Below are 21,255 nucleotides of genomic sequence, written 5' to 3'. Positions count from 1 at the left end.
CGTCACTTCTGCCATGCGAGCAGGTAGAGCTTATCGCTCCCGGCGAAGGATTTGTGAATCTGCTGTTTGACCGCCTCGGAGTTCTGGAAGATCTGCACGAATTTTTTGATCGTCGGATCGTCCTTACGCGACTCCTTGGTGACGAAGCTCACCGCGAACAGCTTGTCCTCGATACCGGAGTAGATGAGCCCGCTCGTCGGATCGAAGGTCCCGGCCGCCACGATGAAGTGCGGGTAGCCCTGGGCGAGGTCGACATCGCCGGTGATCCGCACGAGTTGGGGGCCCTCGACCTCGGTGAATGTCAGCTTCTTGGGGTTCTCGGTGATGTCGTCGACCGTGCCGAGGAAGCCGACGCCGTCCTTCAGCTTGATGAGCCCGGCCTTCTGCAACAGCAGCAGACCACGTCCCTGATTGACCGGATCGTTGGCGATGGCGACCTTGCCGCCCACCGGGATCTGGTCGAAGCTCTTATGCTTGAGCGAGAACAGCCCGATATTCTGCAGGATGCCAATTCCGACGATGTCGAACCGGTAGCCCTTCTGCTTGGAGGCGTTCTCCATGAAGGGCCGGTGCTGATAGAAGTTCAGGTCGATGTCGCCCGCATCGAGGGCGACGTTGGGCGTCGTCCAGTCGCTGAACTCGATGACCTTCACGTCGATGCCCTGATCCTTGGCCTCCTTGGCGACCGCAGTGATGGCGTCGCTGTAGGCGCCCGGCACGGTGCCGATCTTCAGGGTCTCGGCCCCGGCCTGACCGTGGGCCGCCAGCGCACCTGTGCAGAGCAGGGCGACGGCGAGGGTCTTCAGGAAGCGCATCGGTGGTAGGCTCCGGTCTGCCGCCGCGGGAAAGGCCGGGGCGGCGTGGTCAGGTCGGGAGGGAAGACAGTGGCCTCGGCCACCCGGCACCGGTCAGATCGGGCGGACGGGGATGACCGAGCCGCGGTAGCGGGTGCGGATGAAGGCGGCGACCTCGGCCGAAGTCAGCAAGGCGGCAAGACGCAACACGCGGGGGTCCTTGGCCAGGCCCTCCGTCGTGACGAGGACATTCGCATACGGGTTGCCCTCGGCCCTTTCGAGGGCCAGCGCATCCCGCGCGGGGTCCAACCCGCCTTCCAGCGCGTAATTGCCGTTGATCACCGCAAGCGCCACGTCATCGAGGGAGCGCGGCAATTGCGGGGGCGCGATCTCGACGAAACGGAACTTCCTCGGGTTCTCCACCACATCGTCCAGGGTGAGGTCGACGCCGGGTTCCGTGGAACGCAGCCGGATCAGCCCGTTGGCCTGCAACAGCAAGAGGCCGCGGCTCGTGTTGGAGACGCTGTTCGAAAGAGAAACAATCCCGCCAGCCGGCACATCCGCCAGGGACTTGGCCCGGCGGCTGTACAAGCCCAGCGGCTCGATATGCACTGCTGCGACGACGGCAAAGCGCATCCCCATCGAGGCCTCCTCCGATCGCAGGAAGGGCACGTGTTGGAAGAAGTTCGCGTCGGCGTCCCCGTCACGGAGCAGGGCATTCGGACGGAGATCACCGGAAATTTCGATGATCTTCAGCGGCAACTCGGGGCCGAATTGCCCGGCCACGAAGTCCAGAATTTCGGCATGGGGTAACGAGGACGCCACGACCCGCAACGGCGCCGGGGCGGCACGGGCCGATCCCATGCTCAAGGAAAGGGCGCCGGACAGAAAGACGCGACGGGTCGATACAGGCACGGCGCTGGCTTTTCGCGATCAGTTCGAAGATTAACGGTCGCCTTTGTATCTTGAATTTGCCGATGATCTTCAAGAGTACTGGTTGCCGAACTTTCGGCGAGACGAAGGCAATTGTTTCCGTTGATCGCCATTCCGCGGCGACGATTTTCTCCCGCCGGAGGGCGCTCACACCGCTACAGGCCATGTCCACTCGTATGACGAACGGCGCGTATCGACGAATGACCGGGATGAGCGCGAAGCTGAACGTCCGGTTTCGGGCAGCGAAGTGATGTCGGCTCATGCGCAAAGCCGAAGATCGGTTTCGCCTTGCCGTTCAGGCTCCCTGTTTTTTCGCTTGGTCGGCGCCCCGAGGCAAGGAGTGATGGCAGCGTTTGAAGAACGGGGCGCCCGCCCGCATTCCGCCGCCGCTGCGGGACTTGAGAAGCTCAAGCCTCCCCTTTGACGAGTGCCCCAAAACCCCCGCTACGAACTGAAACCGAGCGCTCGAAAGAGCCTAATCTTCGCAATGGTTTCCAGGTCACGGCGGCAAATCCCTCCGTCTCCGCCCCTCCCCTTCCGATCGGGAAAATTCGCCCTCCCCCGCAACGGGTTGGCCCGCCCTGCGGAGCGATCCATCCTGGATTTCCCGGGGAATGACCGAGGGCGTGGATTTGGCGTGACTTCGGGCGTGATCAGGGCCAGGGGTGCGCGAGACGGCACCCCGATGCGGTGACGGCCCTGGGCAATGGCCGGTCGGCGGCGTGGTGGGCTTGAGCTGAATCAAGGTGGGGCGATCCACGCCGGGCCAGGGTTCCGCATCGGAACCGACGCCTGGGGGAGAGGGCCATGGATTTCGCGAACATCCTCGTGGCGGTCGACCTCGGCGACGCCGCGCCGGGCCGGGTTCGTCTGGCTGCGGGGTTGGCGCGGCGGTTCTCGGCCAGCCTCACGGGGGCGGCGGCCCATACGGTGGCGGCCCCAATCCTGGTGAGCGACCTCGACGACGCTGCCCGGCAGGAGGCGCGCAACACGGCGCTCGTCCGCGAGATCCTCGACGAGGCCCACGCCCTGTTCACGCACGGCGCCGGCGACGGCATCCGCACCGATTGGCAGGCCGCCCTGACCGACCCGATCACCCACCTCGTCGAGCAGGCGCGGGCCGCCGATATCGTCGTGGTGGGCCGGCACGGGCCGGATGACGGCGATCCCGGGCCCCTCCGCGTGCGGCCGGGACCGGTCCTCATGGAGGCAGGCCGCCCCGTTCTCATCGTGCCGCCGCGGGTCGCGTCGCTGAGGGCGGAACGGATCGTCGTCGCGTGGAAGGACGCGCCGGAAGCCCGGCGGGCCATCACGGCGGTGCTGCCGTTCCTCCACGGGGCCGATCGGGTCTGCGTGGCGACGGTGGGCGCCGAGCCTGAAGGAGGTGTGGAGGCGGTGGCCGGTCATCTCGCGCGCCATGGCGCCCATGTCACCGCCAGCCGGTTGCCGGCGGGCGGATGCGACGGCGACGAGATCCTCGCCTACGCCGCGCGCCAGGACGCCGACCTCATCGTGATGGGCGCCTATGGGCATTCCCGCCTGCGCGAATGGATCGTCGGCGGCGTCACGCGCGAGGTTCTGGACCGCGCTTCGGTCTGCTGCCTGATGTGCCATTGAGGCGCCCCGCCGTTGGCGCTGCCCGGGTCGTCCTCGACGCGCATCCGGGCGATCGCCGCCGACCCCTGGGCCGGCGGCGATGCGCGCTCACTCGACGAAGCCCCAGCCGGCCTCCAGCGCGGCGCGCTCCTCGTCGTCGAGCGGTCCCGGCCATGCGCTCCGGTTCGGTGCGCGCTCCTGGGGCGTCACCTCCCTGGTCTCGGTCGGAGTCCGGGCCGGCGGGGCCGGGCGCCTCGGCCTGCGCGGGCGCACGATACGACCGTCCGTGCCGACGCGCCCCGTGTCTCGCTCGCTCATCGTCGATCTCCGGGGTCAGCGGGCCAGGAACAGCGGTGCCGGGCTCCCCCGCAGGAAGGAGCGCGTGACGCCACCGAGGAAGTATTCGCGGGTCGGGGAATGCCGATATGCGCCCATGACGACCATGTCCGCCCGGAACAGGCCGGCCTGGGCGCGCAGGGTGTCGGCGACGCTCTCACCCTCGGGCAGGTCGTTCAGGGAGACGGCCACCCCATGCCGCGCGAGGTGGGGCGCCAGCTCGGCGCCGGGCAGCATGGCCTGGATTTCCGCCTCGGAGCCGACGGAGACGATCTCCACCGCCTCGGCCGCGCGGAGGAAGGGCAGCGCGTCGTTGACGGCTCTGGCGGCCTGCGCGCTGCCGTCCCAGGCCACGACGATCCGGCGTGCGGCGAAGGCATCGTGGCCCGGCGGGACCGCGATGACCGGCCGCCCGCTGTGGAACAGGGCCTTCTCGATCATCTCGCGGTCGAGGTCGAAGGTGCGCGCGCCGATGTCCAGCACCGTCAGGTCGTGCAGGCGAGCGCGCATGGCCAGCCGGTTTACGATGTCCGGATAGGGCAGGCTCGGCGCCTCCGTCGTGCAGATGACGCCGACCTGCGCGGCCTCCCCCGCCGAGTGCTCCGCGATGGACCGGGCCAACGCGTCGAGCCGACGGTCGATCAGCGAGGCGCCCTCGCCGTCGAAGCTGCCGAGCCATGCGTCGTCGCCCGAGAGGCGCCAGGAGGCCGACTGGATCGTGAGATGGGCACCGGCGGCCTTGGCCAGGGTCAGGCCGTAGCCGATGGCGGAGGAGGCTTCCTCGTGCTCGACCTCGACGGCGGTACCGACGAAGACGTCGCGGATCCCGGCGAGGGGTGAAGGATGCGATTTGGACATGGGGTTTTCTCCCGTCTGAGCGTGTCCCATGCTTGGTCCCATCCCGGCGGCGCGGCCTTGATCCACCTCAAGCGGCCCGGGCGAAGGCGGGGCGGCGGCCTGCGCGCGCAGGTTCGGTTCCGCCTGGATCGCTGCGCTGCACCGTCCCAGAGCGCGAAGCGCGAGGCATCACGGACGGGGGGCATCTCGCGAGGCGGCGCCCCCTGGACGCGCTTCGCGACGTGGCCGCCCCTTGCGCTGGATCAAGGCCGCCGCCGCGAGCCGGGACCACGGTCCCAGAGCGGCGCAGGGGCTCCGGCGGAGTAAGGCGGTCATGACGATCTCCAGCATCATGGTCTCGGTCGATCTCGGACCCGCGGCGGCGGATCGCATCCGCCTCGCGGCGGGCCTCGCGAAGGGGTTCGAGGCCACGCTGACCGGTGTCGCCGCGCGTCCGGTCCTGACGGTCATGCCGGTCGGCGACAGGCTGGAGGTCGAACGTGTCTGGGCCATCGAGGAGCGGCTGGCCGGTGAGCAGATCGCGGCGGCCAGGGCCCTCTTCGCCCGCGAGGCCACGGCGGCCCGCGATGCGCGATGGCGCTCCGCCTCAATGGGGCCCTCGACCTACCTCGCCGCGCAGGCACGGGCGGCCGACGTGGTGGTGGTCGGCCGGCACGGCCCGGCGGATGCCGATCCCGGCCCGATGGGCGTTCTCCCCGGGGCGCTCCTCATGGAGGCCGGACGCCCCGTGCTGGTCGCGCCGCCCGGCGTGGCGTCGCTCGCCGCGAGGCGGATCGTCGTGGCCTGGAAGGGCACGCGCGAGGCGCGCCGTGCCATCCACGACGCGTTGCCGTTCCTGAGCCGGGCCGAGGAGGTCAAGGTGGTGGCGGTCGGCCCCGGCGCCGACCGCGAGGGGGCCGAGGACGTCGCCGCCTTCCTCGCCGGCCCCCGCGTCGGCGTCACCACGCATCTGCTGCACAAGCCGGAGATCGGTGCCGCGGACGAGATCCTCCGGTTCGCGGAGCGCGAGGAGGCCGATCTGATCGTGACGGGCGCCTACGGCCACACGCGCCTGCGCGAGTGGGCCTTCGGCGGCGTCACCCGCGACCTGCTGACGACGTCGCCTCTCTGCTGCCTGATGAGCCATTGATGCGCGGGGCCGCCGCCCGCGCGTCGTTCACCCGTCGGTTCCCCGCCGCGGGGTGTCCGTCCCGCTCGTCCGAGCTACGGCCCCGAGGGGGGGAAACGCGGTGCCGGCCGGGGATCGGAGGCGTGTCCTTTGATCCCCGGATCAGGGGACGCGCGCGATCGAGGGGAACAGCGCGGTCGCCAGCATCCCGAGGACCGCGAGCGACATGCAGGCCGTGGCGAGCCAACCGAGCGCCCTCAGCCATCCGCGAATGGCGAAGGCGCCCATGATGTCGGCGCGGGCCGCCGCCAGCATCATCAAGGCCATGACGGGCACCGCGATGACCCCGTTGACGACCGCGCTCCAGTACAGCGCCCGGATCGGATCGACCGCGCCGAGGCTGACGGCCATGCCGACCAGGGTCGCCAGCGCGACCGTGCCGTAGAAGGCGCGCGCCTCCAGCAAGCGCCGTCCGAAGCCCACTGGCCAGCGCCGGGCCTCGCCGACCGCGTAGGCCGCGGAGCCCGCGAGCACGGGGACCGCGAGCAGGCCGGTGCCGATGATGCCGAGGGCGAAGACCGTGGCGGAGAACGGGCCGGCCAAGGGGCGCAGTGCCTCCGCCGCCTGGGCGGAGGTCTGGATGTCGGTGACGCCGTTCGCGTGCAGGACCGCCGCCGTGGTGACCATGATGGCCAGCGCCACGAGATTCGAGAAGGTCATGCCCACGACTGTGTCGATCTCGATCCGGCGCAGGGCGCTTCCGCCCTGCTCGGGCGCCCGCAGGAGATCGCGTCGACGCGGGTACGCCCTGAGATCCTCGGCTTCCTCGGCCGCCTGCCAGAAGAACAGGTACGGGCTGATCGTGGTGCCGAAGAGTGCCACCAGGGTGGTGAGGCCCTCGCCGAGGTCGACGCGCGGCAGGGCGATGGCCAGGCCGAGATCCAGCCACGAGACCCGGGCCAGGATCACCACCCCGAGATAGGCGAACAGGCTCAGCGTCAGCCATTTCAAGACGGCGACGTAGCGGGTGTACTGCAGGGCGAGTTGCAGGAACGCGCAGGTGCCGGCGAACAGCGCCACGTACAGCCAGCGCGGCCCCGGCAGGAGCAGGTTCAGGGCATCGGCCATGGCGCCGAGGTCGGCCCCGAGATTCAGGACGTTGGCGGCCAGCAGCAGGACCACCACGCCCTGCAGCAGGCCGTTCGGGTAGTGCGCGCGCAGCACGCCGGCGATGCCCTGCCCGGTGGTGCGGCCGATCCGGGCGGAGACCATCTGCACCGCCGCCATCAGCGGCAGCGTGTAGAGCATGGTCCAGCACAATCCGTAGCCGAATTGGGCTCCGGCCTGCCCGTAGGTGGCGATGCCGCTCGGGTCGTCGTCGGAGGCCCCCGTGATCAGCCCAGGGCCGAGCACCCGCAGCAGGCGCGGCTTCGAGGGGCCGATGGCGGGGCTCGCCGCCTCCGGGTCGTCCCCTCCCCCGGCGGCGGCGGCGGCGGACGGGGCGCTCATGCCGCCGCCCTCCATGCGGCAGCCCTCGCCCCGTCCGGCCCGCGACTCATGCCCGCCTCCTCAGGCCGCATGCCTGTCGATCGCGGCGACCTCGCAGGTGTCGGCCCGCAGCCGCCAATCCACGATGCCGTCGGCCTCGCACAGCATCGCCTTGGCCGCGAAGGCGGCGGCGACCTCGGAGCAGGCGGTGACGACCGCCCGGCGCTGCAAGACGCGATGGTCGTGGCCGCTGTCGTCCGGGACGGTCTTGCGAAAGGTGACCAGGTATTCGCGCATCGCTCCCCTCCCCTTGCCGGTGGAGGGGACCTTGGGGCCGGATCGGCCGGACGGCCTTGATCCAGCGCAAGGCCGCCCGCAGGACCGGGCGTCACCCGCCGCGGCGGGCGGCTCCGAGCCCGGCATCCGACACGACGGCGCGTTGCGGCAGGTCAAAGCGGTCCCCCGCCCGGGCCTTCACTGTGCCCGCCATCCATTCCGGGTCTTGGGAGGCTCCGATGTCCATTGCCAGCATCATGGTCGCGGTCGATGACGGGCTCCACGCAGCGGCTCGCGTGCGGCTCGCCGCTGCTTTGGCGGAGCGCCACGGGGCCCGCCTCATTGGCGCAGCCGCCTGTCTGCCCGATTACCCGAGGGGCTACGGCGAGACCGCCGTGCCCATGGGGATGGTCATCGAGGCGATTCGCCAGACCGCCCTCGGCAGGCTCGCCGAGGCGGAGCAGGTCTTTCGCGAGGCTGCCGGGGCGGTGGGACGCATCGAGTGGCGCTCCGACGTCGGCGTCCCGCTGAAGTTCCTGGCCGGGCAGGCCCGCGCGGCGGACCTCGTCGTCGTGGGGCGCCCCGCGGACAATGAGGGCGTGTCGCCCGGCATGGCGGTCGATGTCGGCGATGCGCTGATGGGCGTGGGGCGGCCGGTCCTGGTGGTGCCGGCCGGCATCGACGGCCTCGCGGCCAAGCGCGTGATCATCGGCTGGAAGAACACGCCGCAGACCCGCAGGACGCTGTCGGATGCCATGCCCCTCCTCCGCCGGGCCGAGGCGGTCCGCGTGGTTCGGATCGGAAGGGGCGAGGATCGGACGGAGGTCGAGGACGTGGTGCGCTACCTCGCGCTGCACGACGTGGCCGGGAGCGCCCACATGGCGACGCCCTCCGGCTCGAGCGTCGCCGACGACCTGCGGGGCGAGACGCGGGCGTTCGGCGCCGACCTGATCGTGGCGGGCGCCTACGGTTACAGCCGGATGCGGGAGTGGTTCTTCGGCGGGGTCACGCGCACCCTCATCGAGGAGACGCCGGTCTGCTGCCTGATGTCCCACTGAGGGTACAGCGTGTCGGCGTAACGGCGGGCCGGATGCGTCCTCCGGCGAGCCGAGCGGGGACCACCCCGCAACGAAAAAGCCCCGGCATCCTGGCCAGGGCTTTGCAGCGTGCGTGTCAAACCATGTTGGTAGCGAGGGAGGGATTTGAACCCCCGACACAAGGATTATGATTCCTCTGCTCTAACCAGCTGAGCTACCCCGCCCCAAAAGCAACGCCACCCCGTCCGGGGCGGTGCGCGTGGGCGGTCTATAGGGAGAGCGGGCGGCCGGTGTCAACGCCCCCGTGCAGCATCATCGCGGATCGCTCCCGTGCGACCGCAGGAGGGCGGCGGCGAAGAGGCCGAGGCCCGCCCCGAAGACCGCAAGGCCGAGCCAGGGGGCGCCGGCGGCGAGCGCCGTGTCGGCCAGGGACAGCGTTCCGGTCCGGCCGGCGGAGGCATCGACCGCCGCGAGGCCGACGCCGACGAAGCTCTCGCCGACGAGGAGCCCGGAGGCGATGAGGACGCCCCGGCGGCGGGACGGTTCGAGGGTGCCGGGGTCGCGACGGCGCAGGGCGCGCTCGCACAGGAAGCCCATCACCCCGCCGATGCCGATGGTCACCTCCACCGACAGGGGCAGGTACATGCCGATGCCGACGGTGAGCGCCGGGAAGCTCAGGCCCCGCCGCTTGAACAGCACCTCCAGGCCGACCGCCCCGAGCCCGATGACGCCGCCGAGCGCCAGCATCGGCCAGGGCAGTGTCCCGTGCACGATGCCCTGGCCGATCTGCGTCACGAGGGAGGCCTGCGGTACCGCCAGCGCCTCGCGCGGGTCCATGCCGGGGCGCGGCAGGGCGCCGACGAAGCCGTAGGCGTTGTAGAGCAGCGACAGCAGGGGCACGATCACCAGGGATCCGACGGCCACGCCGAGCAGCAGCACCGCCTGCTGCCGCCACGGGGTCGCGTCGACCAATTGGCCGGTCTTCAGGTCCTGGAGGTTGTCGTTGGCGATGGACGAGGCCGTGACCACCACCGAGGCCGCGAGCAGCACGGCGGCGAGGCCGAAGCGCTGCAACTCCGTATTGGCCGAGACGCCGATCATGGCCGGCACCGCGAGGGCACCCACCATCGTCGCCAGGATTCCGATGCCGGAGATCGGGCTCGTGGACGAGCCGAGGAGGCCGGCGAGGTAGCCGCACACCGCCGCCATCGCCGCGCCGAAGACGTAGCAGAACAGGATGCCGGCCGCGCTCACGCCCGCCGCCGCCGCCCCCGAGAGGCCCGCCGACAGACTGAAGCTCCAGAACAGGGCGCCGAGGGGCACGGCGAGGAGCAGGGCACCGAGCGCGACCCAGAGGATCGGCAGGTCGCGCTCCTGTCGCGGCAGGTCGCGGGCGGGACGGCGGGCGGCGGAGGTCGCCGCGGCAATGCTCGCGAGGATCGGCCGCACCAGCGCCGCGACGGTCCAGAACCCGCCGACGGCGATGATTCCCGCGCCGACGAGGCGCACCTGTCCTGCCCAGGCGGCCTGCGCCGCCTCGCCCGGCGGCACCCCGGCCTGCGGCGCCAGGGCGGTGAGGAGTGGCACGAGGAGGCCCCAGGCAATGACGACGCCGCTCAGCAGCGCGAGGCAAGCGCCGATGCCGACGAGGTAGCCGACCCCGACGAGCGCGAGGGAGAACCCGCTGCCGACGCTGAAGGCGGCGCCCCCCACCGCGAAGGCGGTGAGCACGCCCTCCGCGAGGAGGCGCAGCCCGTTGGTGAGGAAGGCGACGGCCCCCGAGCCGGCGGCGGCCACCATCAGGACGGCAAGCCCGCCCTTGCCCTCCTCGGTATGGCCCGCGCGCAGCACCTCGGCCGCCGCAACGCCCTCGGGATAGGGCAGCGCGCTGCCGCTCACGAGGGCCCGGCGGAGCGGAATGGAGAAGGCGACGCCCAGCCAGCCGCCGACGAGGCAGACGAGGCTCGTCTCCCAGAAGGGGAAGCCATGCCACGTCCCGATCAGCACGAGGCCCGGCAGGACGAGGATGACGTTGCACAGGGTGCCGGCGGCCGAAGCCTGCGTCTGGACGATGTTGTTCTCGAGGATGCCGCCGCCCGCGAGCCGAAGGGCCCCCATGGAGAGCAGGGCGGCGGGAATGGAGGACGAGAACGTCATCCCCGTCTTCAGGCCCATGTAGATGTTGGCCGCCATGAAGGCGACGGTGATCGCCGCCCCGAGGAGGATCCCGCGCAGGGTGATCTCCCGACCGTGCCGGCCGGACCCGGCTGTTTCACGGGCGATCTCGTTCCTGGCGTTCATCGTCCCCCCGTCCCGTGTCCGGTGGCGCAGGACATCACGGATGGCGTGGCGCCACAACGGCATGGCCCCGCCGCCGGGGTTCCCCTATCTGTCCTCCGCGACAGGAAGGCACGCCCGTCAGCCCCCCAAGGCGGCGGCAATGCGGACATCCGACACAATGAAGCAACTCGAGGCCATTATCGCCTGGACGCCGGCCCGTTGGGCCGAATTGCGGCCGGACACCGCCGGGCAGGTCGTGGTTCTGCCGCTCGCCGAGGCCGCGACCGCCAAACGTTACGCCATGCGGGCGGGGGCGAGTTCGTCGGCCCTTGCCAGCCTGTCCGAGGAGGCGCGGATCGCACGTCTGTTCATCGACTTCCAGACCCTCGTGGTCCGCGACGGGATCGACGTGCAGGCCGCCCATCGGGCGTTCCTCGCCATCGACGAGTACCGCTTCCGCATCGCCCCCGACACGGAGGGCGCGGAGTTCGAGGACCCGCCCGAGGAAGACTGAGCGACCCCGCCCCCGCCTGGAGACCTGAAGCCCGATGCCGGTATCCCGACGTGCCCTCCTGGCGACCGCCGCCCTCGCCCCGGTCGCGCTCTCACCGCTCGCCCCCCGCGCGGCCCGCGCCGACACGGCGCTCATCCGCCGGCCGATCCCCTCCACCGGCGAGACGCTACCCGCCCTCGGCATCGGCACGTCGCGCCGCTACGAGGTCGAGCCGACGCCGGAGGCCGTGAAGCCCCTTAGGGAGGCGGTGGAGACCTTCCTGCGGCTCGGCGGCTCGGTGATCGATACGGCACCGAGCTACGGCACGGCCGAGGACGTGCTCGGCCTGATCCTCTCAGAGGGCGACCTGCGCAACAAGGTGTTCCTCGCCACCAAGGTCGACACGCGCGGCCGGGAGGAGACGAAGGCCGAGTTCGCGCGCTCCCTCGCGCGGATGCGGACGGACAGGATCGACCTCGTGGCGGTCCACAACCTCATCGACACGGCCAACAACCTCGCCGTTCTGCGGGACCTGAAGGGCGAGAAGAAGATCCGCTATGTCGGCGTCACGATCTGGCGCGACAACCAGTTCGAGGGGCTGGAGCCGGTGATGAGCAGCGAGCCCCTCGACTTCATCCAGGTGAACTACGCCATCGACAACCGGGCGGCGGCGGAGCGCATCCTGCCGCTCGCCGCCGAGAAGGGCATCGCCGTGATGGTGAACGTGCCCTTCGGCCGCGACCGGCTGTTCAAGGCGGTGCAGAGCAAGGAGCTGCCCCCCGTGGCGAAGGAGATCGGCTGCGCGAGCTGGCCGCAATTCTTCCTGAAATACGTCCTCGGCCACCCGGCGGTGACCTGCCCGATCCCCGGCATGGCCAAGGTTGCTTACGTCGAAGACAATCTCGGCGCCGCCCACGACCCGCTGCCCGATGCCGGGCAGCGCAAGCAGATGGAGGCCTTCATCGATGCGCTCTGACACCCTCTCCCGCCGCGCCGCCCTCGCCCTCGGGGCCGCCCTCACGCTCACGGCGCTCCCCGCCCTCGCCCAGGACGGGGCGGGCAAGATCAGGATCGGCGTGATCGGCGGCGGCAACATCGGCGGCACGATCGGCGGTCTGTGGGTGAAGGACGGGCACGAGGTGATGTTCGCCTCGCGCCACCCGGAGAACCTGAAGCCCCTCGTCGATGAGCTCGGCCCCAAGGCGAAGGCCGGCACGCCGGAGCAGGCGATCCAATTCGCCGACGCGGTGTTCCTGGCCGTGCCCTACAAGGCGTATCCCGACCTGTCGAAGGAGATCGGCCCGCTCCTCAAGGGCAAGGTCGTGCTCGATGCCGGCAACGCCACCGAGCGCCGCGACGGCGCGCTCTTCGCCGAGGCGCAGAAGGACGGCATCGGCCTGACCTCCGCGAAGTATTTCCCCGGCGCCAAGCTGGTGCGGGCCTTCAACGCGGCGAACTACAAGATCTTCGCGAAGGCCGGCGCCAACGGCGGCCAAGACCGGGCGGGCGGGCGCATGGGCATTCCCATCGCCGGCGACGATCCCCAGGCGCTGAAGGTGGCCGAAGGATTGGTGCGCGATGCCGGGTTCGATCCGGTGGTGGTCGGCTCCCTCAAGGATGCCGACAAGTTCGCCATGGGCACGCCGGGCTTCGGGCACGACGTGACGGCGCCGGAGCTGAAGGAGAAGCTCGGGTTGGCGAAGTAAGGGCGCCTCGCCCCCTTCACCCGTGCCGTCTTTGCGAGCGAAGCGAAGCAATCCAGGGGCACGCCGTGCCTGAGACATCCCGCCGCCCTGGATCGCTTCGCGAGGCTCGCGATGACGGAGTGGTTGTGGAGGCCCCTTGAGAAGAGCCGGAAACGAACCCTCCCCATGACCGACGCCACCCCCGCCCGGGGCACCCTCGCCCGGCTGATCGACATCCGGCCGGGTGAGGGCCCGGCGCTGGCATGGTCCTGGGCCTACATCTTCTCGATCCTCGCGGCCTACTACGTCCTGCGGCCGATCCGCGACCAGATGGGCATCGCGGGCGGGATCGAGAACCTGCCCTGGCTGTTCACGGCGACCCTCGTCGGGATGCTGACCCTCAACATCCCCTTCGCGTGGCTGGTGAAGCGGATGCCGCGCGCCCGGTTCGTGCCGCTGACCTATCGCTTCTTCGCCCTCAACATCCTCGGCTTCGCCACCGCGCTGTACCTCGCGCCGCCGGACTGGGACGTGTGGATCGGCCGGGTATTCTTCATCTGGCTGTCGATCTTCAACCTGTTCGTCGTCTCGATCTTCTGGGCGACCATCGTGGATGTGTTCACCAACGAGCAGGGCCGGCGCCTGTTCGGCTTCATCGCGGCCGGGGCGACGCTCGGCGCCATCGCGGGGTCGGCCACCACGGCGGGGCTCGCCAAGAACGTTCCGACCTGGGGGTTGATGCTCTGCGCCGTCGTGCTCCTCGAGGCGGCGGTGTTCTCCATGCGCGGACTCGCCCGTCTTGCGCGGCAACTCCACGAGGTGCCGGGCTCCGGCGTGGAGGGCGAGGCGAGGGATTCCGCCATCGGCGGCAGCATCTGGTCCGGCATCACCCGGACGCTGGCCTCGCCCTACCTCCTCAACATCTCCCTGTTCCTGCTCCTATTCTCGATCACCTCGACCTTTCTCTATTTCGAGCAGGCGGGCATCGCGAAGCGCAGCTTCCCCGACCGCGCCTCGCAGACGGCCTTCTTCGCCAGCGTGGATCTCGCGGTGAACGTGCTGACGCTCGGCATCCAGCTCTTCCTGACCGGGCGGATCGTCGCGCGGATCGGGGTCGGGGCGACGCTGGCGATCCTGCCGGCCTTCAGCATCCTCGGCTTCGCCGCATTGGCCTTCGCACCGACGATCGGCGTGATCGTGGCGTTCCAGGTGCTGCGCCGGGCGGGCAACTTCGCCATCGCCCGGCCGATCCGCGAGGTGCTGTTCACGGTGGTGCCCCGGGAGGACCGGTACAAGGCGAAGAGCTTCATCGACACGGTGGTCTACCGCCTCGGCGACCAAGCGGGGGCGTGGTCCTTCACCGGCATCGGCGCGCTCGGCCTCGGCACGGCGAGCGTGTCCATTGTGGCGGTGCCACTCTCGGTCGCGTGGCTCGTCAACAGCCTGTGGCTGGGGCGGGCGCAGGAGCGGCGGCGGGAACACGACGCGCTCTCCTCCCCCTTGCGGGGAGGAGGTGGAGGTGGGGGTGGCGCCGGATAGGGCGCGAGGTGCCTCCTGCACCACCCCCACCCCTGCCCCTCCCCGCAAGGGGGAGGGAAAAGACCGGCACCGGTCACACGTCGAGGTTTGCCACGCTCAGCGCGTTCTCCTGGATGAACTCCCGGCGCGGTTCCACCACGTCGCCCATCAGCTTGACGAACAGGTCGCCCGCATCGGTCGCGTCCTTCACCTTCACCTGCAGCAGCGAGCGCACGTCGCGGTCGAGGGTGGTCTCCCAGAGCTGCTGCGCGGTCATCTCGCCCAGCCCCTTGTAGCGCTGGAGCTGGAGGCCCTTGCGGCCGAAGGCCATCACCGCTTCGAACAGGGCGACGGGGCCGTGGATCACGGTCTCGTCCGTCTTGCGGACCAGGGTCGCGGCCTCGCCGTAGATCTCGCGGAAGGCGTCGGCGCGCTCGGCGAGGCGGCGGGCCTCCTGCGAGGTCACGAGCCCGGCATCCAGGGTGGCCACCTGCTTCACGCCGCGCAGCGTCCGGTTCAGACGGTAGCCGCCCTCGAAGGCTTCGCCCTGCCACCCCTGCTCGATATCGTCGGCGATGGTGTCGAGGCGCTTGGCGGTCATGTCCGCCAGCACCTCGGCCTCGCTCGCCTGCTCGGCGGCGCCGGGTTCGAAGGCGCCGGCCAGCACCGCCTGCTCCACCACCGAGCGGTCGTAGCGGGTGTGGAGGCCCTGCAGGATGCCCCGGAAGGTCCGCGCCTCGTCGACCAGCGCCCGCAACTGCGGGCCGGCGAACTCGGCGCCCGTGGAGAGGCGCAGCACCGCACCCTCGACGCCCTGCTCGATCAGGTAGTCCTCCAGCGCCCGCTCGTCCTTCAGGTAGATCGCCCGGCGCCCGCGCTCGGCCTTATAGAGCGGCGGCTGCGCGATATAGAGGTGCCCCCGGTCGATCAGTTCCGGCATCTGCCGGAAGAAGAAGGTGAGGAGCAGGGTGCGGATGTGAGAGCCGTCCACGTCCGCGTCGGTCATGATGATGATGCGGTGGTAGCGCAGCTTGTCCGGGTTGAAGCCCTCGCGGTCCGTCGAGGAGCGGCCGATCCCGGCGCCGAGCGCCGTGATGAGCGTGCCGATCTCCGCCGAGGAGAGCATCCGGTCCGCCCGGACGCGCTCGACGTTGAGGATCTTGCCGCGCAGCGGCAGCACGGCCTGGAAGGCGCGGTCGCGCCCCTGCTTGGCCGAGCCGCCGGCCGAGTCGCCCTCCACCAGCAGGATCTCGCACTTCGACGGGTCGCGCTCCTGGCAGTCCGCGAGCTTGCCGGGCAGCGAGGCGATGTCCAGCGCGCCCTTGCGGGTCACGGTCTCGCGGGCCTTGCGGGCCGCCTCGCGGGCGGAGGCCGCCAGCACGACCTTGCTCATCACCACGCGAGCCTGCTGCGGGTTCTCCTCCAGCCAAGTGGAGAGCCCCTCGTTCAGCACGTTCTCCACCGCCGGGCGGACCTCGGAGGAGACGAGCTTGTCCTTGGTCTGCGACGAGAATTTCGGGTCGGGCACCTGCACGGAGATGACGGCGGTCAGCCCCTCGCGGCAATCCTCGCCGGTGAGCGAGATCTTTTCCTTCTTGGTGATGCCGGAGCTGTCGGCATAGCCGGTGATCTGGCGCGTCAGGGCGGCGCGGAAGCCCGCCATGTGGGTGCCGCCGTCGCGCTGCGGGATGTTGTTGGTGAAGGGCAGCACCGTCTCGTTGAAGGAGTCGTTCCACCAGAAGGCGCACTCGACCCGGATGCCGTCACGCTCGGCGCGGACGACGACGGGCGCCGTGAGGCCATCCATCGGCTTCTTCGACCGGTCGAGGTAGCGCACGAAGGCCTCGATGCCGCCGTCGTAATACAGCTCCTCGCGCTTCTTCTCGGCATGGCGCGCGTCGGTCAGGACGATGCGCACGCCGGAGTTGAGGAAGGCCAACTCGCGCAGGCGTTTCTCCAGCGTCGGATAATCGAACTCGATCATGGTGAAGGTGTCGGTGGAGGGCAGGAAGGTCACCTCCGTGCCGCGCTTGCCCTCGCCGGGGCCCACCACCTTCAGCGGCGCCACGGCATCGCCGTGGCGGAACTCCATCGAATGCTCCTGATCGTTGCGCCAGATGCGCAGGCGCAGCCACTGCGAGAGGGCGTTGACCACCGAGACGCCGACGCCGTGCAGGCCGCCCGAGACCTTGTAAGAGTTCTGGTCGAACTTCCCGCCGGCATGGAGCTGGGTCATGATGACCTCGGCCGCCGAGACGCCCTCCTCCTTGTGGATGTCCACCGGGATGCCGCGCCCGTTGTCGGTCACGGTGCAGGACCCGTCGGCGTTCAGCGTCACGGTGACGAGGTCGGCGTGGCCGGCGAGCGCCTCGTCGATGGCGTTGTCCACCACCTCGTAGACCATGTGGTGGAGGCCCGAACCGTCATCGGTATCGCCGATGTACATGCCGGGGCGTTTGCGGACGGCGTCGAGCCCCTTGAGAACACGGATGGATTCAGCGCCGTACTCGGCGGGCTGGTTCGAAGGGGTGTCGGACATCAATTTCCTCGGGCAGGCGAGAGTCTGCTCGCGCTGTGCGTGCACGCGGCGAGGGCGCCTGCCTGCTCTTGCTTCCACTTCTCCCAATATAGGGGTTTTGTGCTGCCGATGCACGCACTTATGGCCGTGCCGGATGGGGCTTTGCACGGTCGGTGGACGCGCGCTGGACGGAGGGGGACGTGGGTGTTTGAAACGCCACGACAGCCGCCGTCCTTGGGAGCGGAGCGAAGCCATCCGGGGACACGCCACGGTCGGAGACGTTCCGCTGTCCCGGCTCGCTCCGCTCCGTTCGCGATGACGGAGCGGGTGATGGGGCGGTCAGCCCGCCGCGATCCCGCCCGCGCTTGCCGCGTCGAGCCGCGCCACGGAGTCCGGTGACAGGGTCAGCCGCGCGGCGCCGAGCAATTCGTCCAGTTGCGCCACGGAGGTCGCGCTGGCGATGGGCGCGGTGATGCCGGGGCGGGCGATGATCCAGGCGAGCGCCACCTGCGCGGGGCTCGCCCCCTGCTCCTGCGCCACGGCGTCGAGGACGTCGAGGAGGGCGAAGCCGCGCGGATTCAGGTAGGGCGCCACGCGGTTCTCCCGGGCCCGGCCCGCCGCCGATCCGGCCTCGCGGTACTTGCCCGTGAGGAAGCCCGCCGCCAGGGAGAAATAGCCGATGACGCCGATCTCCTCCGCGCGGCACAGGGGCTCCAGCTCCGCCTCGTAGCCCCGCGCGGCGAGGCTGTATTCCGGCTGCAGGCACTCGTAGCGCGGCAGGCTCTTCGCCGCCGAGACGCCCAGCGCCTCCTTCAGCCGCCCGGCCTCGAAGTTGGAGGCGCCGACCACCCGGACCTTCCCGGCCTTCACCAGCCGGTCATAGGCGGACAGCGTTTCCTCCAACGGCACGGACGCATCGTCGAGATGCGACTGGTAGAGGTCGATCCGGTCCGTCCGGAGCCGCCGGAGCGAGGCCTCGCAGGACTTCTCGATATGGGCGGCCGAGAGACCCTGGCCCGCCTCGCCCATGTCCATGCCGACCTTGGTGGCGAGCACGATGCGCTCGCGCGCGCCCGGCCGGGCGGCGAGCCAGCGGCCGATCACCGCCTCGGACTCGCCGCCCCGGTGGCCCGGTGCCCAGCGGGAATAGACGTCCGCCGTGTCGATGAAGTCGAAGCCCTGCTCCACGAACCGGTCGAGGATGGCGAAGGAGGTGGCCTCGTCCGCCGTCCAGCCGAAGACGTTGCCGCCGAGGCAGAAGGGCGCGACGGAGAGGGGTGAGCGGCCGATGCGGCGCTTGTCCATCGGATCAGCCCTGCAGGAAGGGGTTGGAGACGCGCTCTTCCCCGAGCGTGCTCGTCGGGCCGTGGCCGGGGATGAAGGCGACGTCGTCGCCAAGGGGCAGCACCTTGTCCTTGATGGCGCGGATCAATTGATCGTGGTTGCCGCCCGGCAGGTCCGTGCGGCCGATGGAGCCCTTGAACACCACGTCGCCCACCAGGGCGAAGCGCGCGTCGCGGCTCATGAACACCACGCTACCCGGAGAGTGGCCGGGGCAGTGCAGGATGTCGAAGGACAGGGCACCGACCTGCACCGCGTCGCCCTCCTCGAGCCAGCGGTCCGGCGTCACGGGGCGGGCGGCCTCCAGGCCGTATTGCGCGGCGGTCTGGGGAAGGGAATCCAGCAGGAACTTGTCCGCGAGGTGCGGTCCCTCGATCGGCACGCCCAGGCGCTCGCGCAGTTCGTCGGCGCCCGCCGCATGATCCACGTGCCCGTGGGTGAGGAGGATCTTCTCGACGGTCACGCCCTGCTCCGCGATCGCCGCCTGGATCCGGTCGAGGTCCCCGCCGGGATCGACCACGGCGCCGACCTTGGTCGCGTCGTCCCAGATCAGGGTGCAGTTCTGCTGGAAGGGCGTGACCGGGATGATTCCGGCGCGGGGCGTTCCTGGCATCGGCTCGGTACTCGGCAATGGGGTGAGAATGCCCCCTATCTAACGCGCCTTCCCATCGGTCGCACCCATCCGTGGCCGGGATCGGCGAACTTCCCCCGGCCTCGGCTGTTTGAGGGGCGGCGGCCTGCTTGGCCGGAGGATGGGGTGTCGCGTGGGTCGAGGTCGTATCGTGGTCGCGCTCGCGGGCGTCGCCGCCGTCGGATTGGGCGCGACGGCGCTCCTCGGCCGGTTCAGCTACGCGCCGATGCCGGCGGTCGAAGACCTCGCCAACCCCGGCCGCTCGCCGATGACCACCGTCTTCGACGTCCTCGGGCGGCGCATCCTGAGGGACGAGGCGGATCGGCTGCGGGCGACCGAGGACGGCCGCCGCACCCTGTCGCCGCAGGCCGGGGCCGTGGCCATCGACGACGCCGTGATCGCGCGCGGGCGGGAGGCCTTCTACCGCGAGACCTTCGGGGACGAGGTGTTCCTCACCGACGTCATGGGGATGCTCGACGGTGGTCTGACCCCCTTCGAGGTGGTCCGCGCCGTCGCCGCCCTGAAGGGCGAGGCCACGACCAACCTCAAGGTGCGCATGGCGCGCGACGTGACCATCGGCGAGCGCACCTACCGCCGGGGCGAGGAGGTGCCCACCGGCCTCGACGTGCCCAAGGGCGGCGCCTTCATCATCGGCATCCGGAGCTTCTACGACCGCGGCCACCTGCGGATGGGCATCACCTGCGCGCTGTGTCACGCGGCGGTGGACCCGGCGAGCGGCAAGGTGGTCGAGGGTGCGCCGAACGCGGACCTCAATGCCGGGCTCCTGATGGCGCTCGCCAGGAACTCGTCCGCCTACTTCGCCCATGCGAGCGTGCCGCAGGCCGACGGCGGCGCCCCGGCCGAGGGCAACCGCCCCGTCCTGCCGGATGCCGCCGCGGTCGAGGCCGCGACCAAGGTGCAGGTGGCGAGTTGGCCGCCGGGCAGCTTCGATTCCTCCGCGGACCGGGTGACGAACCCGACCTCGATCCCATCGAGCTTCTCGGCCTATGGCGAGCCCTACAGCTGGAGCGGGCGGGAGACGCTGGGCCCCTTCGCCGGGCTCTCCTCCCTCAACAACAACGTCCACGCCGCGAATTCCGACACCACCCAGCTCGCCGCCGCCGCGCCCTGGCTCTTCGGCCTCGATCCCGAAACCTACCTCGGCATCGTCCTGCGCGGCGCGCCCGAGGGGGCGCTGCGCTACGATCCGGCCGGCCCGCACCGGCCGTCGCAGGTGCTGCGCGCCGCCGACCCGACGCCCGCCTCACCCGGCCTCAACAGCTACGCCGTCCTGCCCACCTACCCGGCGACGAATTACATGACCGACAACGGCCTGTTCGCCTCCGTGCCCGGCGAACCCGCCAACTTCGCCAACAACGCCATGTCCGCCTTCCAGAACCTCCTGCGCCCGCCGGAGGCGAAGGCGGACCCGGCCGCGCAAGGGGGCCGCGCCGTGTTCGAGAAGGCGGGGTGTGGCGCCTGCCATGCCGGCCCGGCGCTCACGAACCATAGGGTCATCCCCGTGGCCGAGATCGGCACCGAGCCGACCCGGGCGAAGGCGGGCGCGAAGATGGAGGCGCGGCTCTCGCCGCCCGCCATGTTCGCGACGGACACGCCCTTCCCCCTGCCCGCCGACCCGAAGCTCGTGCCGCTGCCGATCGCCGACGACCGGCTGCCGCAGGTGCTCCTCGCCTGGGGACAGGGCGGCACCGAGGGCGGCTACAAGGTGCCGAACCTCGTCGGCCTCGCCTGGACCGCGCCGTATCTCCACGATTCCGGCGTGGCGGTCGGCCCGGACCTCACGAACGACCTCGGCGTGCCCGGCACCCTCGACCGGGGCGTCACGCCCGATCCGGGCAACAGCCTGCGCGCCCTCCTAGACCGCCGCCTGCGCGAGGCGGTGGTGGCCGCCAACGGGGCTTCCGAGAAGGCCCGCACCGCGCGGGTGACGGGGCGCGGCCACGCGTATTGGGTGGACGGCGAGGCGGGCTTCTCCGACGACGACCAGCGCGCCCTGGTGGCCTACCTGCTGTCGATCGACCGGCTGACGGAGACCGTCGCGACGCCGTGAGGACCTCGACACCGCCGCCCCATGCGTTCCATGCAGGGGTGGCGCGACACGGACACGCTTGATTGCTGCAGCGCATCAATCTAGCTAAGTCCTTGCAAGGACGCGACGGCGTCGCGGCCTTGTTGCCCTTCTTGGGCGTTTCCTCCCTAGACTTCGGGCCGCCCCTCTCCGGGGGTGGCCTTTTTTCTGTCCGCGCGGACCTTAGCGGCTGTCGGCGGACGCCACAAGCCGGCCCGGCTCCCGGTTATCCACCGCCCGGCGCGACCTTAAATCAGCCGCCTTGTGCTCGCCC

At 70.6% G+C, this 21,255-nt stretch carries 18 protein-coding genes and 1 tRNA gene; 8 read left to right on the top strand and 11 right to left on the bottom strand.

Annotation, left to right across the window (positions count from 1 at the left end):
- Positions 1-2: 2 nt before the first annotated feature.
- Together MFF06_RS11180 and MFF06_RS11175 are read right to left on the bottom strand one after the other, a co-directional pair.
- Positions 3-815 (bottom strand): MetQ/NlpA family ABC transporter substrate-binding protein, encoded by an 813-nt coding sequence (locus tag MFF06_RS11180; RefSeq protein WP_238203798.1) that lies wholly within the window; start codon positions 813-815, stop codon positions 3-5.
- Positions 816-908: 93 nt separating this feature from the next.
- Positions 909-1,709, bottom strand: coding sequence for a MetQ/NlpA family ABC transporter substrate-binding protein (locus tag MFF06_RS11175; RefSeq protein WP_238203796.1), 801 nt, complete (start codon positions 1,707-1,709; stop codon positions 909-911).
- 825 nt (positions 1,710-2,534) lie between these two features.
- On the opposite strand from MFF06_RS11175, the gene MFF06_RS11170 reads away from it, so the two are divergent.
- Entirely contained in the window at positions 2,535-3,344 is an 810-nt protein-coding gene (locus tag MFF06_RS11170; RefSeq protein WP_238203794.1) for a universal stress protein, read from the top strand.
- Between the two features lie 87 nt (positions 3,345-3,431).
- On the opposite strand, the gene MFF06_RS11165 is transcribed toward MFF06_RS11170, so the two are convergent.
- Both MFF06_RS11165 and MFF06_RS11160 read right to left on the bottom strand, forming a co-directional pair.
- Positions 3,432-3,641 (bottom strand): hypothetical protein, encoded by a 210-nt coding sequence (locus MFF06_RS11165; protein ID WP_238203792.1) that lies wholly within the window; start codon positions 3,639-3,641, stop codon positions 3,432-3,434.
- Between the two features lie 15 nt (positions 3,642-3,656).
- A complete protein-coding gene (locus MFF06_RS11160) occupies positions 3,657-4,517 on the bottom strand; it encodes a universal stress protein (RefSeq protein WP_238203791.1) in 861 nt (286 codons plus the stop codon).
- 313 nt (positions 4,518-4,830) lie between these two features.
- Here MFF06_RS11160 and MFF06_RS11155 point away from each other — a divergent pair, with 313 nt between their 5' ends.
- Entirely contained in the window at positions 4,831-5,646 is an 816-nt protein-coding gene (locus tag MFF06_RS11155; protein ID WP_238203790.1) for a universal stress protein, read from the top strand.
- A gap of 141 nt (positions 5,647-5,787) precedes the next feature.
- Here MFF06_RS11155 and MFF06_RS11150 read toward each other — a convergent pair whose 3' ends face one another.
- The gene (locus MFF06_RS11150) at positions 5,788-7,134 is read right to left on the bottom strand and encodes an NRAMP family divalent metal transporter (protein WP_238203789.1); all 1,347 of its coding nucleotides are present in this window, start codon (positions 7,132-7,134) and stop codon (positions 5,788-5,790) included.
- Between the two features lie 60 nt (positions 7,135-7,194).
- Positions 7,195-7,410 carry a hypothetical protein gene (locus MFF06_RS11145; protein WP_238203788.1) on the bottom strand — a complete coding sequence of 72 codons (216 nt, stop codon included), beginning with the start codon at positions 7,408-7,410 and terminating at the stop codon, positions 7,195-7,197.
- 218 nt (positions 7,411-7,628) lie between these two features.
- On the opposite strand from MFF06_RS11145, the gene MFF06_RS11140 reads away from it, so the two are divergent.
- Positions 7,629-8,447 (top strand): universal stress protein, encoded by an 819-nt coding sequence (locus tag MFF06_RS11140; protein ID WP_238203787.1) that lies wholly within the window; start codon positions 7,629-7,631, stop codon positions 8,445-8,447.
- 126 nt (positions 8,448-8,573) lie between these two features.
- Here MFF06_RS11140 and MFF06_RS11135 read toward each other — a convergent pair.
- Positions 8,574-8,650: transfer RNA gene (locus MFF06_RS11135), tRNA-Met, on the bottom strand.
- A gap of 88 nt (positions 8,651-8,738) precedes the next feature.
- On the bottom strand, positions 8,739-10,727 hold the full coding sequence (locus MFF06_RS11130; protein ID WP_238203786.1) for an OPT family oligopeptide transporter: 1,989 nt from the start codon (positions 10,725-10,727) through the stop codon (positions 8,739-8,741).
- 157 nt (positions 10,728-10,884) lie between these two features.
- Between MFF06_RS11130 and MFF06_RS11125 the strand changes: the two genes are divergently transcribed.
- From MFF06_RS11125 to MFF06_RS11110, 4 genes are all read left to right on the top strand, one after another.
- Positions 10,885-11,220 carry a hypothetical protein gene (locus MFF06_RS11125; RefSeq protein ID WP_238203784.1) on the top strand — a complete coding sequence of 112 codons (336 nt, stop codon included), beginning with the start codon at positions 10,885-10,887 and terminating at the stop codon, positions 11,218-11,220.
- 34 nt (positions 11,221-11,254) lie between these two features.
- Positions 11,255-12,175 carry an aldo/keto reductase gene (locus MFF06_RS11120; protein WP_238203781.1) on the top strand — a complete coding sequence of 307 codons (921 nt, stop codon included), beginning with the start codon at positions 11,255-11,257 and terminating at the stop codon, positions 12,173-12,175.
- Entirely contained in the window at positions 12,165-12,905 is a 741-nt protein-coding gene (locus MFF06_RS11115; protein WP_238203779.1) for an NADPH-dependent F420 reductase, read from the top strand. The genes MFF06_RS11120 and MFF06_RS11115 overlap by 11 nt, the downstream gene beginning before the upstream one ends.
- A gap of 165 nt (positions 12,906-13,070) precedes the next feature.
- Positions 13,071-14,423 (top strand): NTP/NDP exchange transporter, encoded by a 1,353-nt coding sequence (locus MFF06_RS11110; protein ID WP_238203777.1) that lies wholly within the window; start codon positions 13,071-13,073, stop codon positions 14,421-14,423.
- Positions 14,424-14,496: 73 nt separating this feature from the next.
- Here MFF06_RS11110 and gyrB read toward each other — a convergent pair whose 3' ends face one another.
- The 3 genes from gyrB to MFF06_RS11095 form a co-directional block, all read right to left on the bottom strand.
- Complete coding sequence (gyrB, locus tag MFF06_RS11105; RefSeq protein WP_238203775.1) at positions 14,497-16,941, bottom strand: DNA topoisomerase (ATP-hydrolyzing) subunit B; 2,445 nt, start codon at positions 16,939-16,941, stop codon at positions 14,497-14,499.
- A gap of 318 nt (positions 16,942-17,259) precedes the next feature.
- The gene (locus MFF06_RS11100; RefSeq protein ID WP_238203773.1) at positions 17,260-18,225 is read right to left on the bottom strand and encodes an aldo/keto reductase; all 966 of its coding nucleotides are present in this window, start codon (positions 18,223-18,225) and stop codon (positions 17,260-17,262) included.
- A 4-nt stretch (positions 18,226-18,229) separates the two neighbouring features.
- Positions 18,230-18,874, bottom strand: coding sequence for an MBL fold metallo-hydrolase (locus tag MFF06_RS11095; RefSeq protein WP_238203772.1), 645 nt, complete (start codon positions 18,872-18,874; stop codon positions 18,230-18,232).
- A 244-nt stretch (positions 18,875-19,118) separates the two neighbouring features.
- Here MFF06_RS11095 and MFF06_RS11090 point away from each other — a divergent pair, with 244 nt between their 5' ends.
- Positions 19,119-20,963, top strand: coding sequence for a cytochrome C oxidase Cbb3 (locus MFF06_RS11090; RefSeq protein WP_306421658.1), 1,845 nt, complete (start codon positions 19,119-19,121; stop codon positions 20,961-20,963).
- Positions 20,964-21,255: the final 292 nt, after the last annotated feature.

This window comes from Methylobacterium aerolatum (assembly GCF_022179085.1).
In the GTDB taxonomy this organism is placed as follows: Bacteria; Pseudomonadota; Alphaproteobacteria; order Rhizobiales; family Beijerinckiaceae; genus Methylobacterium; species Methylobacterium aerolatum.
The sequence above is the reverse complement of the archived record's forward strand: the minus strand, read 5'-3'. Positions and strand labels throughout refer to the sequence as shown.